This is a genomic window from Mesorhizobium sp. C089B (genome assembly GCF_030323125.1).
In the GTDB taxonomy this organism is placed as follows: Bacteria; Pseudomonadota; Alphaproteobacteria; order Rhizobiales; family Rhizobiaceae; genus Mesorhizobium.
On sequence record NZ_CP100469.1, the window covers coordinates 1,790,608 to 1,805,020 of the forward strand.

The window sequence follows — 14,413 nt, forward strand, 5'->3', positions numbered from 1 at the left end:
CACCGGGGCTGATCTCAGATAAACAAACCTACCTTCTGGAACGTCGTCACGTCGATCAAGCCGACATCGGAAATCCTGAGTTCCGGGATGACGACCAGCGCCAGCAGCGAGTGCTGCATGTAGGCGTTGTTGAGCGAGCAGCCCATCTTGCGCATCGCCTCGGTCAGTTTCTCCGCCTTGGCCGCCACGATTTCCGCCCGCTCGTCCGACATCAGCCCGGCGATCGGCATTTCGACCAGCGCAAGCTCCTTGCCCTTCGAAAACAGCACCACGCCCCCGCCGACCTCGCCCAGCCGGTTGACGGCCAGCGCCATGTCTTCCTTGTTGGTGCCGACGCAGATGATGTGGTGGGCATCATGTGCGACGCTCGACGCCATGGCGCAGTCGCCCATATAGCCGAAGCCTGAGACGAAGGCATTGGTGACGCCGCCGGTGCCGCGGTGGCGCTCGACCAGCGCGATCTGGCAGATGTCGTTGCGGCGGTCCATGGCGACCAGCCCGTCCTCGACCGGCAGGTCGGCCTCCAGCGCCCGCGTCGGCGCCTGGTTTTCGATCACGCCGATGACCCGCACCCGCACCTCGTTGGCGCCCTTGGGCGCCGCAATGTCGAAGTCGCCTGGCTTCAGCTTCTTGCCGAGCTTGACGGTGTTCTTCGCCGATTTGGGGTAATCATAGGCCGGAATGTCGATCTCGAGCTTGCCGCCCTTGGCCAGCCTGATACCGCGGCCATAGACCTCGTCGATGGTCATGGCGGCAAGATCGGAGACGATCAGCAGATCGGCCAGCCGTCCCGGCGCGATCGAGCCCAGTTCGCGCTCCAGCTTGAAATGCTGGGCGGTATTCAGCGTCGCCATCTGGATCGCCGTCACCGGCTTCAATCCCTGTTGGATGGCGTGGCGCACCACCCGGTCCATATGGCCTTCATGCACCAGCGTGCCGGAATGGCTGTCGTCGGTGCACAGGATGAAGTTGCGCGGGTCGAGCCCGCTCTCGGTCACCGCCTTAATCTGCGAGGCAACATCGTACCAGGCCGAGCCCAGCCGCAGCATTGCCTTCATACCCTGGCGCACACGGGCGATCGCGTCCTCGGCGCGCGTGCCTTCATGGTCGTCCTCCGGCCCGCCGGCGACATAGCCATGGAACGGCAGGCCGAGATCGCGCGAAGCATAGTGGCCGCCAACCGTCTTTCCCGCTCGCACCGTGGCGGCAATCTCGCCCGACATCACCGGATCGTTGGCGACGACACCGGGAAAATTCATCACTTCGCCGAGCCCGATGATGTTTTCCCAGGTCATCGCTTCCGCGACATCGGCGACCGTCAGTTCTGCCCCGGCATGCTCCAGCCCCGGCGCGGACGGCACGCAGGACGGCATCTGGACATGCACGTTGATCGGCATGGCAACGGCCTCGTCATGCATCAGCCGCACGCCGGGCAGACCCAGCACATTGGCGATCTCGTGCGGATCGATGAACATGGAGGTGGTGCCGTGCGGGATGACAGCGCGGCAGAACTCGGTCACCGTCACCATGCCGCTCTCGACATGCATGTGCGCGTCGCACAGGCCGGGCACGAGATAGCGGCCGCCGGCATCGGCCACCTTGGTGCCCTGGCCGATGGCATGGCTGGCATTCGGCCCGCAATAGGCGAAGCGGCCGCCGGCAACGGCGATGTCGGTGCCGGCTATGATTTCGCCGGAGTGCACGTTCACCCAGCGGCCGTTGCGAATGACGAGATCGGCAGGCTTGCGCCCCGTCGCGACGTCGACCAGATGCGTCGCCATCTCGGTCCAGGGCCTGGGTTTCGTCGCCGACGGTTGCTTGGCCATGAAAGACTCCTGTTTGCCCGACTGTGCCAAGCCGGCAAGGTTTTGGCCAGCGATCACGGACGAAATCCGCTCGATGAGAACTCGCCCTGGCGGATGCGCCGCACCTGTTCACACCGACGGCAGGCATCAACGGTGCGGTCATTCAGTTTGGCTTGTGCCGGCACTTATGCTACCATTCTGGCGATGGTGCTGATTTGCGCCGACGACCCGCCGCGAGGCGGGTTTTTGTTGTGATGAGGCCGAAACCTCCTGAGGTAAGTCATGACCCGGATCCTGCAAGCACTCGCCTTCGTCACCCTGTTCCTGATCTCGGCCGGCTTTGCATCCGCCGAGGAGCGCTGGCTGACGCTGCCCGAACCGGCGGCCATGCCCAAACCGGATCAGAGCGGCTATGCGCCGGTCAACGGCATCCAGATGTACTATGCCGTTTTCGGCGCCGGCGATCCGATTCTCCTGATCCATGGCGGCCTTGGCCATGGCGACATCTGGGCAAGCCAGGTGGCGACGATGTCCAAGATGCACAAGGTTATCATCGCCGACAGCCGCGGCCATGGCCGCTCTACCCGCACCGAGCAGGCTTACGGCTATGACCTCATGGCGTCGGACTATCTTGCGCTGCTCGACTATCTCAAGATCGACAAGACCGCTCTTGTCGGCTGGAGCGACGGCGGCATTATCGGCATCGACATCGCGCTGCATCATCCGGAGCGGCTGACACGGCTCTTTGCGCAGGCCGCCAACGTCACCACCGATGGCGTCGATCCGGGTGTGCTGACCAACAAGACCTTTGCCGCCTATATCGACCGCTCGGGCCGCGACTACAAGAAACTGTCGAAGACTCCCGACCAGTACGATGCCTTCGTGGCGCAGATCAGCCACATGTGGGAGTCGGAGCCGGCCTGGACCAAGGAGCAGCTCGGCAAGATAACCACGCCGACCGCGATCGTTGCCGGCGACCATGACGAGGCGATCAAGCGCGAACACACCGAATACATGGCCTCCGTCATTCCGGGCGCCAAGCTCATCATCCTGCCCAACGCCAGTCATTTCGCCATGCTGCAGGCGCCGGACGAATATAGCCAGGCGGCGCTGGACTTCATTGACGCCAAATAGCGCCCCCAGCTAGGGCACCCAGCACAGCAACGGGTGCATTCCGATTGTTGAACAATGGGTTCCGTTTTGCGGCGAATAGGATTACCTTCCGACAAGGCGCCTTCTGAACCGCCTTTTCGGAGAACTCGATGCGCTGTCTGACGCTTGCCAGTGCCGGATTTCTGATTGCTCTGGCCGGGCCGGCATTCGCCGCCGACCCGATGGCGGTGCCGATGACCGAACCAGGCTTCGACTGGACCGGCTACTATGCCGGCCTGCAGGCCGGCTACGGCTGGGGCCAGTCCGACATATCAGTGACGGAAGGCGCGCCGTTTTCCATCTCGCCCGACATTGACGGCGGTTTCGTCGGGGGCCATGTCGCCGGCCTGTGGCAGTTCGACCAGGCAGTGCTCGGCGCCGAGGCGGAGCTCAATTATTCCGCCGTCGACGGTACGGCGGTATCAGGCCTTGGAAGCACATTCCGCACGGACATCAAGTGGTTCGGATCTGTAAACGCCAAAGCGGGCTTCGCCATGGACCGCGTGCTGGTCTACGGCGTCGGCGGCGTCGCCTTTGCCGGCATCGAAACTTCGCAAGTCGCGGGCGCGTCATTCGCCGGCACACGCACCAATGTCGGCTGGACCTTGGGCGCCGGCGTTGACTATGCGCTGACCGACAAATTCATCGTCGGCGCGCAATATCGCTATTACGATTTCGGCTCCGAGCACTATGACGTGGCGGAACCCTTCAACGATCGCGATCAGGATGTGAAGATGAACGCGGTCGGTATCAATCTCAGCTACAAATTCTGAGCCTTCTCGGCGACTGAGATTTTGGCAACAACCAATTGTTTTGAAATCACGAACCACCTTTCATGAGTCCGACACTCGGCAAAAGATGGCTTGACGGGTTTTCGCTGGCGTCTGAAAAGGGCTGGCCTGCGGACGGAATTGGTAGACGCAAGGGACTTAAAATTTGCCGTCAGCTGGAGCAAGGGATGGCGTGGGTTAGGGTTGTTGAACGTATCGGTTACGGAGTTTGCCCAAAGTGCGGAAATCCCGGCTTCGACCTTGAAGCGGGCGAAGATATCCATGACGAGAGAGCCAAGATAAGGTGCGGCAAATGCGAATACATTTGCTCTGCCAACGAGTGGCCGACGGTGTCCGAAATCAAACCGGAAACACCATAATTTAGATTTCCTACGGCTGGTCAGTACTGCTGCTTTTCGGCCATTTCATTTTCGATGGCCACGCGCTGAACCACCTCGGGGACACATGCATGATGGTGATATCGAAAGCCCGATAAGCCTCATCTGGCGTAATGCCGCGTTCGATTTCCGCCTCCGTCATGCCATCCTTCAGTTGCTCGTTGCGCAGTTTGGTCAGGATTGATCCAAGCCCATGGTGATGGCCGAAACTCGGCGCGATATATTCGCCTGAGGGCGTCCAGCCGCCGAAGTGCATCGCAAGATGCACATCGTGGAGTTCCTCCGGATCGGACGCGCTAATCCTGACTAGCTCTTTGATGAGGTCCTCAATTGCAGCTTTGGTCATGTATGCGGTTACGCCCATGGCATCCAATCGCAGCGCCAAGCTGAGCGGTCCGGCTGACATCTTTTTCGCTGGTTTTTTAGATGGTCGCCTAACCATGTTTAAAATTGCCTCCGTACCGTGATGCGATCCTATGGGAAGCATGGTGCCGGCGGCGGGACTTGAACCCGCATGGCCGAGGCCTCCGGATTTTAAGTCCGGTGTATACCAATTTCACCACGCCCGTAGTGCCTGCACATGTACCCGTGGTGTGGGATTTTGCAAAGAGCGAGGGAGCATGCTCGAAGCATGGTGCGGGCGGCGGGACTTGAACCCGCATGGCCGAAGCCTCCGGATTTTAAGTCCGGTGTGTATACCAATTTCACCACGCCCGCAGTGCCCGCACATGTACCCGTGGTGTGGGATTTTGCAAAGAGCGAGGGAGCATGCTCGCACACTTGATTGCGTGGGAAATATCGTGGGATTTCCCTCAAATGTGGGAGAAAACCAGACTCACCATCAGCTCGACGTCCTGGTTTTCAGGCTATTGAGCGAGAAACACGCAGAAAAAGAGACTTTAAATCCCTCGATCTCTGATCGTACGGGTTCGATTCCCGTCGTCCGCACCAGTTGAAATGCTTAGGATCGTTCCGTACGAACTCACTGGCTACCATAGAACAGGCTGACGCGGGTAGCCGCAGGGGCAGCCGGGATACAAAGCCGGGAACTGCCTTGCTGGATTTTCAAGACTTGGTCGCTCATAGGGAAGCTCTGCTAAATGAGCAGTTGAGGCCGAGATGCAGGAAAAGCCTAGCTAGACTTCAAGACACCCGCGGTCGGGGAAACAGGGGCCCGCTTTCACACCTCACGAACAACCAACTAAGGATGGTCGGGCGGCGTTGGCAAAAGCACTGTCAGCCTTCATCAATTCGGCCGGTCGTGTTTTGGTGTTCGGTATTGGCTGCCGTAAGAACAGTGACGGGGCTGACTGCGCAACTGCGCTGAGCCAATCCCGAACTGGAAAGTAGCCCCTTCGGTCGTAAGCTCGGCAGTTGGGGATCTACTGCATCCGAAAAACGACGGTATCCGTGTCGCTGGATTTGCATCGAATGCCGACCAAAACGCCGAGTTCATAGTCATCGACGTGCCACGGTCGGAACGTCGACCACATCGCAGCGATCAAAAGCAATATTACAAGCGTGCTGGTAGCTCTTCATACGCTATGGAGCATGTCGACATCGAGGATGCCTTCCGAAGTACCGGAACTTACAATGAAGGCCGACATGAGAAATACCCGTCGTCCGGCCTTGACGGTCATTATGAGATCAGGATGTGGCCGCAGAACGGGAGCCGGCTGGGGCCGCAGCGGCCTCAACCCGGTGGGCATGCTCCGTCGCGATTTTAAGAAGAGTTGCAGCCGTTTCCTGTGGCGTCCAACCTTGCGCTTCTGACGCAGTCACCAAGGCCGCAAACGCGGCTTCTAATGCGACTTCACAGTTCACCTCACGGTCTGGGCTATCCTCTGGCAATATCGGGGGTTCGACGGATTGGGACATGGTGACTTCTTTCAAAGGGGAAAGCCCGCCGCCCCAGCCTTTTGCCACTCAAACATTTCAGCAAAGGATCATTCCAGCTATCAGCAGCGTGATTAGAACTGACAACGGCACGGCCAGAAGACCGACCAACTCAACATTTCTTGTGTTTTGTCGCTTGTCCATCTTCGTCGCCCGCATATCGTTGGCTTTGGCATCTTGCCGTCAACGTGCAGCTGTTGGAACCAACCACAAGTGCCGCTGATCGGAGATTCAGTCGGTGCTGCATATTAGCAACACATTGTGGAACGATCGGGCGGCATCAGCCAATTGCTTTTGAATGCCCTTGCACTTGCTTCGTACGATTCCGTACAGTTTCCCCCATTGGGGGAGGCGGCCGATGGACCATGACGAGGAAGGCTACAGCATTAACGCCCTCGATTTCGATGTGGTGTGCGAGACCTTCAGGAGATCCGTTCGGGAGCTGAACCTGGCTGAAGAGCATTGGGTAGACCACGCGAAGGCGCTCCTACGGGAATTCACCGACAGCGCACCTGACGACGACATGATTAGCCGGATCGTCGGGCGCTAGTGGCCTATACAGCCGTAGTTTGTTAGAATCGTACCCCGGTCCTGCCACGGAAACCTTTTCCAAGGTTTGGCGCGTCATAGAGGCATCACAGAAGCTCTTGGAACAGATTGCCCAGCGCGGAGGCCCATTAACGAAAAAGCTCGCCACCTTGAGGCAACGGGCATCGCCAATGCCCTCAGAGAGCCCTGCCTGGACGTGTGGCGTCCTGTCCGGCCCTCGCCATTGATTTCGTCGGCAAGCTTGTCTTTGGCCTCGTGATAGGAGTTGGCATCGGGATGGCAATCGCCGGCTGCCAAGGATGCCGGGCCGCTGGCCGACCTATCAGTTAGGCGTCCGTAGCCAGAGCGTTATAAAGCAGCAAACACGCCAGGATAGAAACGGCGCTGCCTAGCAGCTGGTCTGCCGTCAGGCCGGAAAAATATACAAGATGAAACGTCACCATCGCTCCACCAATCACGGTTCGGAACCTGCCGAATTAACCGTTAGCCGACGCTAATGTTCCGCTCTGGACTCACTACCGCTTTGGAAGAATCCTGCCGCAGCGATCAGCGCCCCGCCGACCTTGATCTCAACGTCGGTGCCACAAGGCTTTCCTTCGTTCGCATGGTTCGCAGAGATTAGCACGATCGCATACTCTCATCTCATCCGGCGTCGTCTCCCTCACAAAGCAGCGCCGGTAAGGCTCGGCGACCTTCTTGTTTGTCCCGTGTGCCAAAGGAGGTCGCCGGGCCTGCCGTTGCTCATCTTTGCTGGTGGTTGCTCCTGATGGCTGCGCATGGCGCCGTCGCCCTACTGCTACCTGCGGGGTAAGGCCGGCGAGCCCTCTTGTCAGGCAGTCCGGCATGCAGGATTATAGTCCTCGTTGCGGCGACCCCTCAATGGAGAGCGCCAATGGCCAGAACCAAACCTTCGGAACAACTTTCCCGGGCTGAAATCGAGCGCTTCCTGGCGGCAGCCGAAGCGCTGCACAAGAGCATCGTCGGGCCGCTCCTGGCGTACCACGGCGAGCACTACCAAGCTCTACGTAAGGTCCATGGACCCCTGTTGAAGTCGATCGAGACCATCACCGGCCAGAGGGCGAAGTTCATCCAGTGGAACGGGACAGGACCGGCACAGCCCCGGGACAAGCCTCCGGGCTAAGTCTCCTCCCGGAAATCCAGCAGCTTGGCATGGCGAAGCTTCTCCTCGCCCTTTAGGAACCGCACGCGGCCGACCAGGCCCGGCTTTAGCCATTCGGCCTTGTCACTCTTGAGCCCTTTCGGCGCCGGCCCGCCAATCTTGCCTTGCACGCGGTCCCATAGGCGCTGGCGCTTGTCCGCCTTGAAGGTGACGAAGGCGCCGCCGGCATAGTGGCCTTTGTCGGCCATCAGCACCATGGCAGGCTTGCCGGCCTCGCGCTGCACGCCGATGATGTCCATCTCCTTTTCGGCATAGCACTTGATCTTGCGCCAGTTCGTCGTCGGACCCGACCGATACTTGCTGCCCTTCCGCTTTGAAACGATACCTTCAAGCCCAGCCTGGTCGACCAGATGAAAGACGGCGTCGCCAGTGCCCGGCATCGCTTCGCTGAACTGGATTCGGCCGCCGTCCGGGATCAACGCCCGGAGGATCTCGCGACGGTCTTCCACCGGCGTGTCCCGCAAGTCATGCCCGTTCAGATGCAAGAGGTCGAATGCTGGCAGATACAGATCGCGCGACGGCTTGCGGCTGGTCGCGGCTGATTGATGCGCATGGAAGTCGGATAGGCCAGCCTCATTGATCGTAATGGTCTCGCCGTCGATGATGAAGTCTTTCGCCTCGATCGCTTCCGCCTCACCGGCAAGTTGGATGTAGCGGCCCGTCCAATCATAACCGTTCTTGGTGATCAGCCGAATCCCGTCATCATCCTTGATGACCTGGGTGCGGTAGCCATCGAATTTGATCTCATGAATCCAATCATCGCCCATCGGCGGCGTGTCGACCAGTTCGGGTTCCATAGGCTTGATGAATTTCAGACGCATGCACTGACTCGCAGAACCACGACTTCAATTAGCTATCGCTAAATTAGTTCCGGAACATTTTAGACGAATTGGATGTTTGAAGGGCTATGAAGATCGAAGCCGACCAATGCCGGGCAGCGCTGACGCTCATCCGGCGCACAATGGAAGAGCACTGTCCTCCTGGCGTGCTGCCGAGCGAAGAGATGGTCAATGGGCTCTATGGTCCGGAACTGATCCATGAGGCGGAAGCCATTGCCGCCGGCATCGTCGTAACCATTGACCAGCTGCAATTGCCCGTGATGAAACCGCCGTCCCCTAGTATCAAATAGAGACCGACACAGGGAAGGTCGCTTGGCCGCGCGATCGTGGGCTCGCAACGACCGGCGAGGCGATGCCGGCCTCACCAAGGGTTACAGCCCCTCGACCAGCAGCGAAGGCGGCTCGCGGCAGTGCAACGCCCGAAGTGTTTCGAGACGACGATGTCCACCGAGCGTAGCCAGCGCGCGTCGTGCTGCACAAGGACCGAGGCAGCGACACGGCCGCCCGGGTTACTCCAAAGGCGGCTCTTCGCTCTGTGGAGCCAAAACGGTGATATCCATCCTGGCGATTGTCGATGCGGCGCGCCCCTGGGCGCCAGAATCCGTGTCGCCACTTTCTGCCGCCATTGCCTTGGCGCGATGTCCTACGCTGTCTGCGCTTTTGCCTGGCGCAAATCCTTCGCCCGGTTCTGTCTTTGCGGGTTTCGGTCGAGTTTCAGCTGCCTGCCGATGTTGGTTTCCAATCGCCGAGACCATTGATACCTCCCCTTGATGAGGCCGCGACTGTACCTGTCAAGGCTGTAGCGAGGCTGATCACTTAAGTGGTCGGGTTGCGCCCGCTCGTAGTGGCCCTCCGATCACTGAGCTCTCGATACCTTGGCGCTCGCGGACGTCTGGTCGGGTGGGAAGTTCAAACTCAGCCGCCCTTTGCGGCACCGGCTTCGCCCGACAACTAGGAACGATTTCGGCCGCCATGTGTTACGCAATCATGAATCTCGCGGATCCCGGATCAACAATGGCAACCGATCTTTTCACGATGCAACTCGCTGATGCTCAGCAGCGCATCAAACAGACCGAGTTCGCGCTGGTACTCAGCGAGAAAATGGTGGCTGAGAACCTCGCTTTATCCAGCAGGATACGATCGGCGAGGCGGCGTGTCCTGAAGGCCGGAAGGCCTCTGGCGACAGTCGACTCAACAAGCTGAAAGAGTTCTTCAAATGATCTCGACCCAGTCCGGACGTGGGAGAGCTTGCCGGTAACCTTAGCGGTAATCGGCCGAGTCGCAGCAGGAAGCGCGCTGAAAACTTGCTCGATGAAGACTGCGGCGTCGCTATGAATCTCGCCTTGTGTTGCCGAATCCGATCTGCGCAAAGGCGCGTGGTCGAGACCAGGCAGCGGCTCACGAAGATTGATCCCAGCAGGGCAAATTGACCGCTACGGCTCAGTGAGGCAGCACTTCGAAATCACGGCTATTGACCTGCTGAGCTATCAGTTTCCCTCGATCTCTAATCGTATGGGTTCTCCGCACCACCCTTCGCTCTTCGAGCTTCGGGGTGGCAGGCCACCGAGTAGCCGTCAAACGTCGAGATAGCCGGCGGCGACCAGCGTTGCCTTATATCGCCGGGCAAATCGGCTGGGCAAACGACTGAGGTAAGCTGACGCGCCAATATCCCAATGCGCGCCCAGTTCGCGGTCGAAGGCAGCCGGGTCGAATTGCAGCAAGCCGCTGCGTGGGTAGACCGTGAATTCTCCGAAGATCGGCTCCCCCTCCTCCTCGTAGAAATCGACACGCACCATGTCGAACTCGCTGCCAAGCGCCTCGGCTGCCTCGATCATCCGCGCCAGGCTCTTGGGACGGGGAATTTCCAGGCTCGAGTCGATCGCGCCCTGGACGATGTTCAGCGGGCGCCAATCGCGATCCAGGTGGGCGGTATTCTTGACCGTGGAACGGAAGGCAACGACGACAATGTAGGTGACGCGGCCAGCCAGCACACAGAATTTGTAGTCGACCGGGTCATAATCCTGGTCCTTGCCCACAAGTGCTTCGACGAAAACCCGCCGCTCTATGTGCGCATAGCTGCGCTCCAGCTTGCGGGCGCCATAGGTTTGGCCAAGGTATTCCGTCATCTCGGCAATGATCGCCTCCCGGTCGGCGTTGGCCGGATCGCGAACGATGACATTCATGGCGCAACCGTGGTTGCATTTGACGGCGTAGGGGATTTTCAGGTCATCGAAGGGGATCTGGCGCGGATCGTCGCCCTGCCACAGTACCTCAGGGATGGCGAGCCCGGGAAGCCGCTCCCTGACGATTTCCTTGGACTTGAGCTTGTCGAGAAGACCGGTAAAGCGAGGATCGTCATCGAAAATCTTGCGCCAGTGGATCTTTTCCGTGAACGTCACCGGGGCTGCAAAATTCGGCAGATGCCGCATCCGCTCAAGGAAACGCTGGGTCAACCGACGGTAGCGGACAAGCAGCGCGGCGTTCAGCAACAGGAGAGATGCCCGCGCGCTGTTTCGCTTCAGCCATGCCTTCGCGCCACGCGCCATTCCGGTGTCCTTGCAACCTGCGCAACTTCATCCGCGAAGTGGACGTGCCACCCTGCCCGCAGCAGTGAGGCACGTCGAGCTTCGCCGAGCTAGCCCTTCATCGGGTACAGTTTCAAATGCTGGATCAGGATGATCGTCTTGGCGTCGATGATGCGGCCGTCTGAAATGCCGGCCAGCGCTTCATCAAGCCGCATTTCCAGAACCTCGATGTCCTCGCCCTCGTCGGCCGCGCCGCCGCCGGCCGAGATGCGGTCGGCGGGTGAATAGCGGGCGACGAAGAACCACAGCCGTTCGGTGACGCTGCCCGGGCTCATATAGGGGGAAAACAGCCGCTCGATGTTCTGTAGGCGGTAGCCGAGCTCTTCCTCGGCCTCTTTGAGGATGGCGGTTTCGGGATCGTTTTCGTCGAGCAGGCCGGCGCAGGCCTCGATCAGCGGTTCGCGGTGGCCGGTGACGTAGGCGGGGTAGCGGAACTGCCGCACCAGAAGCACCGTCTGACGCTCGGGATCGAAAGGCAGGATCACCGCGCCGTCGCCACGATCGTAGGTCTGGCGAATCTGCGTCTCCCACTGCCCGTCTCGCCGACGGTAATCGAGAACGGTCTTCTTCAGGACCGCCCAGTCGTCGGACAGGACTTCCTCCGAGCGGATGCGGATACGATCTTCCATGATGAGCTCCAAGCTGTCGGCGCCATGGCGTAACCGCGAACGGTTTTGCGCGCAACCGAAACGGCGAAGCTTTCACCGCCTCGTGTCTGGTGCCGGCAACTGCCATCGCCTAAATAGCTGCAGTCCCTCTCCGGAGTTTTTTTGATGACCGCAGCGCTTTTCCAGCCGATCGCCCTCGATGGCCTGACCTTTCCGAATCGTATCGCGGTGGCGCCGATGTGCCAGTATTCCGCCGAAGACGGCTCGGCCAGCGACTGGCATCTCTATCACTGGATGAACCTGGCGATGTCGGGCGCCGGCATGGTCACCGTCGAGATGACCGACGTCGAACGGCGCGGCCGCATCACCCATGGCTGCCTCGGCCTCTATTCCGACGACAACGAGGCGGCCGCCCGGCGCACGCTGGATGCAGCAAGGCGCGTCGCCGCGCCGGAAACGAAATTCGGCATTCAGCTTGCTCATGCGGGCCGCAAGGCCTCCAACCGAAAGCCCTGGGAAGGTGGCGGCCCATTGCAGCCGGGCGAGGATCCCTGGCAGACCGTCTCGGCCTCGGCCATCGCCTATGACACCGGCTGGAATGTGCCGCATGCGCTGGAGGAGGATGAAATCCTGCAGCTTATCGAGCGCTTCACTCAAGCCGCGAGGCGGGCCGAGCGCGCCGGCTTCGACTTCCTCGAGTTGCACGCCGCGCACGGCTATCTGATCTTTCAGTTCCTGTCGCCGCTTTCCAACCAGCGCACCGACCGCTGGGGCGGCTCGCTGGAAAAGCGCATGCGTTTCCTCATCGAGATCGCCAAATCGGTGAGGAAGGCAGTTCCAAACCTGATGCTTGGCGCCCGCCTGTCGGTAAAGGACTGGGTCGATGGCGGCTTCGAGGTCGACGAGGCGATCGAGGTGGCCAAAGCCTTGAAGGCGCTTAATGTTGCCTATATCTGCTGTTCGAGCGGCGGCAATTCGCCGTTGCAGAAGCTGCCGACCGGCGCCGGCTATCAGGTGCATCTGGCCGAAGCGGTGCGCAAGGGCGCGGGCATCCCGACACGGGCTGTCGGCCTGATCGACGATCCCGCGCAGGCAGAGGCGATCGTCGCCGACGGCCGCGCCGACATGGTCGCGCTGGCCCGCGCCTTCCTCGCCGATCCGCGCTGGGGCTGGCGCGCCGCCGCCACCTTCAGCGAGAAAATCCATCCCGCGCCACAGCTCGCCCGCTCGGTGACGACGATGCAGCATTGGACGAAGGGCTGAACAGGCAGCGCCGACGGTGGTCGCGCTGTCGTTCGCCGCGTCGTCTCCGGTCGGCGCGCAATATTGCGAAGGCACGGTGCACGGCCTGTCGAGGCACTACGATCTCGATACCGGCAGCGGGTTTCTCGCCGTGCGGGCGCGGCCGAACTCGTCGTCGCGCATGATCGGGCAATTGTTCAACGGCGACCACATGGAGATTTTCGACCGCCGCGGCAACTGGTACCAGGTCGAAATCGGCGGACGGACCGGCTGGGCCAACGCCCGCTGGCTGCGCAACGACTGCGGTTACTGAGACCAACGATTGCGGTTGGTGAGACGTTTGGGCGCAGGCTGACGGCCACTTTTGCAACCATATTGGCTGCTTTGCGTTGCGGCCATCATGGATAACAAACCTTTTGAAACCCCGGTCGTGGTCGAACTCGGCCATGTCGGCAAATATCGCCAGATCCGCAGCACCCAGGAAGCGGCGGAGTGTCTGATGACGGTGTGGCCGCTCAATCGCGGCCCGTGCCATCGTGATGCTCTCGACACTTGCCTCAAAGTGCTGGAAGGTTATCGTTCGACGGCCGATGCACGCAGGGCCTTGATCGAAGCGGCCAAGGAATCGGAAGTGCTGGTTCCCGAAGACCGGCTGCCAGACGCCAAGTTGCATTGAAGCCCAAATTGCAATGAAAAACGGGCCGCATTGAGCGGACGGACGAACCGGAGGATTTCATGGCGAAGCTGACTTACAAGATCGTCGAGCATGACGGGGGCTGGGCCTACAAGGTCGGTTCGACATTCTCGGAGACATTCCCGACCCACCAGGATGCGCTACGCGCCGCCGAGATCGCCTCGGCCGAACAGCAGATCGCCGGCGCCACGGACGGCATCCAGTATGAGGATGCCGAAGGCAAGTGGCACGACGAACTGGCCGACGGCCGCGACCGGCCGCAGACCGAAGTTTCCGACTGATCCTTGCCCCTCAGCTTTCGCTGCCGGCCATGGATGCTCGCCTAAGCAATTCCCTTGGGAATTGCGTGTCAAAACAAACAGGCGGGACATCCTGCCGGTCAGTCGAAGCCGCGGCTTGATCACTTGCCGCAATATTGATCGTTCACGTTGGGCCTCACATTTCCATAGGGTCCTGACGGGTCGGAGGCGCACGGCCCCGTAGCGCCGCCATAGCCTTGTCTGCCGTCGGCATTGATGCTGCCGGTGGTGCTCTGGTCGACGGTCGATGACTGCTCGTTCCCGAACGGCCACCAGCTGTGATGGTTGGAATACGTGCTGTCCGATGACTGCGCCATCGCCGATGTGGCAAGACCGATCGTCAGCACGGATGCTGCAAAAACTTTCCTGTACATTGAATTACTCCGTATCCGCCGC

The 14,413-nt window shown here is 60.3% G+C and carries 17 protein-coding genes and 1 tRNA gene; 10 read left to right on the forward strand and 8 right to left on the reverse strand.

The window, feature by feature from the left end:
* Nucleotides 1-14: 14 nt before the first annotated feature.
* Nucleotides 15-1,826, reverse strand: coding sequence for an adenine deaminase (gene ade / locus NLY44_RS09100; RefSeq protein ID WP_023805277.1), 1,812 nt, complete (start codon nt 1,824-1,826; stop codon nt 15-17).
* A 261-nt stretch (nt 1,827-2,087) separates the two neighbouring features.
* Between ade and NLY44_RS09105 the strand changes: the two genes are divergently transcribed.
* A complete protein-coding gene (locus tag NLY44_RS09105) occupies nt 2,088-2,939 on the forward strand; it encodes an alpha/beta fold hydrolase (protein WP_023805278.1) in 852 nt (283 codons plus the stop codon).
* Between the two features lie 128 nt (nt 2,940-3,067).
* Nucleotides 3,068-3,730, forward strand: a complete 663-nt coding sequence (locus tag NLY44_RS09110) for an outer membrane protein (protein WP_023805279.1) — start codon at nt 3,068-3,070, stop codon at nt 3,728-3,730.
* Here the strand turns inward: NLY44_RS09110 and NLY44_RS09115 are convergent.
* The 3 genes from NLY44_RS09115 to NLY44_RS09125 form a co-directional block, all read right to left on the reverse strand.
* Nucleotides 3,718-4,011, reverse strand: coding sequence for a hypothetical protein (locus tag NLY44_RS09115; RefSeq protein ID WP_156940997.1), 294 nt, complete (start codon nt 4,009-4,011; stop codon nt 3,718-3,720). The two genes, NLY44_RS09110 and NLY44_RS09115, sit on opposite strands and share 13 nt — an antisense overlap.
* Before the next feature lie 106 nt (nt 4,012-4,117).
* Complete coding sequence (locus NLY44_RS09120) at nt 4,118-4,471, reverse strand: hypothetical protein (protein ID WP_286457004.1); 354 nt, start codon at nt 4,469-4,471, stop codon at nt 4,118-4,120.
* A gap of 286 nt (nt 4,472-4,757) precedes the next feature.
* A tRNA-Leu gene (locus NLY44_RS09125) sits at nt 4,758-4,842 on the reverse strand.
* 1,537 nt (nt 4,843-6,379) lie between these two features.
* Between NLY44_RS09125 and NLY44_RS09130 the strand changes: the two genes are divergently transcribed.
* Nucleotides 6,380-6,571, forward strand: a complete 192-nt coding sequence (locus NLY44_RS09130) for a hypothetical protein (protein ID WP_023805281.1) — start codon at nt 6,380-6,382, stop codon at nt 6,569-6,571.
* Nucleotides 6,572-7,462: 891 nt separating this feature from the next.
* On the forward strand, nt 7,463-7,711 hold the full coding sequence (locus NLY44_RS09135) for a hypothetical protein (RefSeq protein ID WP_023695401.1): 249 nt from the start codon (nt 7,463-7,465) through the stop codon (nt 7,709-7,711).
* On the opposite strand, the gene NLY44_RS09140 is transcribed toward NLY44_RS09135, so the two are convergent.
* Nucleotides 7,708-8,571, reverse strand: coding sequence for an ATP-dependent DNA ligase (locus NLY44_RS09140; RefSeq protein WP_023805282.1), 864 nt, complete (start codon nt 8,569-8,571; stop codon nt 7,708-7,710). The genes NLY44_RS09135 and NLY44_RS09140 overlap by 4 nt on opposite strands.
* 86 nt (nt 8,572-8,657) lie before the next feature.
* Between NLY44_RS09140 and NLY44_RS09145 the strand changes: the two genes are divergently transcribed.
* Together NLY44_RS09145 and NLY44_RS09150 are read left to right on the forward strand one after the other, a co-directional pair.
* The gene (locus NLY44_RS09145; RefSeq protein WP_023805283.1) at nt 8,658-8,879 is read left to right on the forward strand and encodes a hypothetical protein; all 222 of its coding nucleotides are present in this window, start codon (nt 8,658-8,660) and stop codon (nt 8,877-8,879) included.
* 724 nt (nt 8,880-9,603) lie between these two features.
* The gene (locus NLY44_RS09150; RefSeq protein ID WP_023688348.1) at nt 9,604-9,792 is read left to right on the forward strand and encodes a hypothetical protein; all 189 of its coding nucleotides are present in this window, start codon (nt 9,604-9,606) and stop codon (nt 9,790-9,792) included.
* Between the two features lie 371 nt (nt 9,793-10,163).
* Here the strand turns inward: NLY44_RS09150 and NLY44_RS09155 are convergent, their stop codons facing one another.
* Together NLY44_RS09155 and NLY44_RS09160 are read right to left on the reverse strand one after the other, a co-directional pair.
* On the reverse strand, nt 10,164-11,135 hold the full coding sequence (locus NLY44_RS09155; protein ID WP_023729826.1) for an ATP-grasp fold amidoligase family protein: 972 nt from the start codon (nt 11,133-11,135) through the stop codon (nt 10,164-10,166).
* 89 nt (nt 11,136-11,224) lie between these two features.
* Nucleotides 11,225-11,803, reverse strand: coding sequence for an NUDIX domain-containing protein (locus NLY44_RS09160; protein WP_023805284.1), 579 nt, complete (start codon nt 11,801-11,803; stop codon nt 11,225-11,227).
* A 144-nt stretch (nt 11,804-11,947) separates the two neighbouring features.
* Between NLY44_RS09160 and NLY44_RS09165 the strand changes: the two genes are divergently transcribed.
* From NLY44_RS09165 to NLY44_RS09180, 4 genes are all read left to right on the forward strand, one after another.
* Nucleotides 11,948-13,045, forward strand: coding sequence for an NADH:flavin oxidoreductase/NADH oxidase (locus NLY44_RS09165; protein WP_023805285.1), 1,098 nt, complete (start codon nt 11,948-11,950; stop codon nt 13,043-13,045).
* A 16-nt stretch (nt 13,046-13,061) separates the two neighbouring features.
* A complete protein-coding gene (locus tag NLY44_RS09170; protein ID WP_023805286.1) occupies nt 13,062-13,337 on the forward strand; it encodes an SH3 domain-containing protein in 276 nt (91 codons plus the stop codon).
* Between the two features lie 84 nt (nt 13,338-13,421).
* A complete protein-coding gene (locus NLY44_RS09175; RefSeq protein ID WP_050588904.1) occupies nt 13,422-13,700 on the forward strand; it encodes a DUF982 domain-containing protein in 279 nt (92 codons plus the stop codon).
* A gap of 59 nt (nt 13,701-13,759) precedes the next feature.
* Nucleotides 13,760-13,999, forward strand: a complete 240-nt coding sequence (locus tag NLY44_RS09180) for a DUF2188 domain-containing protein (protein ID WP_023667535.1) — start codon at nt 13,760-13,762, stop codon at nt 13,997-13,999.
* A 119-nt stretch (nt 14,000-14,118) separates the two neighbouring features.
* Here NLY44_RS09180 and NLY44_RS09185 read toward each other — a convergent pair whose 3' ends face one another.
* Nucleotides 14,119-14,391 (reverse strand): hypothetical protein, encoded by a 273-nt coding sequence (locus tag NLY44_RS09185; protein ID WP_023805288.1) that lies wholly within the window; start codon nt 14,389-14,391, stop codon nt 14,119-14,121.
* Nucleotides 14,392-14,413 lie beyond the last annotated feature (22 nt).

Bases quoted from the DNA above. Each gene is read 5' to 3' on its own strand.
- ade (WP_023805277.1), bottom strand. From the start codon at position 1,826: ATGGCCAAGCAACCGTCGGCGACGAAACCCAGGCCCTGGACCGAGATG.
- NLY44_RS09105 (WP_023805278.1), top strand. From the start codon at position 2,088: ATGACCCGGATCCTGCAAGCACTCGCCTTCGTCACCCTGTTCCTGATC.
- NLY44_RS09110 (WP_023805279.1), top strand. From the start codon at position 3,068: ATGCGCTGTCTGACGCTTGCCAGTGCCGGATTTCTGATTGCTCTGGCC.
- NLY44_RS09115 (WP_156940997.1), bottom strand. From the start codon at position 4,011: ATGGATATCTTCGCCCGCTTCAAGGTCGAAGCCGGGATTTCCGCACTT.
- NLY44_RS09120 (WP_286457004.1), bottom strand. From the start codon at position 4,471: ATGACCAAAGCTGCAATTGAGGACCTCATCAAAGAGCTAGTCAGGATT.
- NLY44_RS09130 (WP_023805281.1), top strand. From the start codon at position 6,380: ATGGACCATGACGAGGAAGGCTACAGCATTAACGCCCTCGATTTCGAT.
- NLY44_RS09135 (WP_023695401.1), top strand. From the start codon at position 7,463: ATGGCCAGAACCAAACCTTCGGAACAACTTTCCCGGGCTGAAATCGAG.
- NLY44_RS09140 (WP_023805282.1), bottom strand. From the start codon at position 8,571: ATGCGTCTGAAATTCATCAAGCCTATGGAACCCGAACTGGTCGACACG.
- NLY44_RS09145 (WP_023805283.1), top strand. From the start codon at position 8,658: ATGAAGATCGAAGCCGACCAATGCCGGGCAGCGCTGACGCTCATCCGG.
- NLY44_RS09150 (WP_023688348.1), top strand. From the start codon at position 9,604: ATGGCAACCGATCTTTTCACGATGCAACTCGCTGATGCTCAGCAGCGC.
- NLY44_RS09155 (WP_023729826.1), bottom strand. From the start codon at position 11,135: ATGGCGCGTGGCGCGAAGGCATGGCTGAAGCGAAACAGCGCGCGGGCA.
- NLY44_RS09160 (WP_023805284.1), bottom strand. From the start codon at position 11,803: ATGGAAGATCGTATCCGCATCCGCTCGGAGGAAGTCCTGTCCGACGAC.
- NLY44_RS09165 (WP_023805285.1), top strand. From the start codon at position 11,948: ATGACCGCAGCGCTTTTCCAGCCGATCGCCCTCGATGGCCTGACCTTT.
- NLY44_RS09180 (WP_023667535.1), top strand. From the start codon at position 13,760: ATGGCGAAGCTGACTTACAAGATCGTCGAGCATGACGGGGGCTGGGCC.
- NLY44_RS09185 (WP_023805288.1), bottom strand. From the start codon at position 14,391: ATGTACAGGAAAGTTTTTGCAGCATCCGTGCTGACGATCGGTCTTGCC.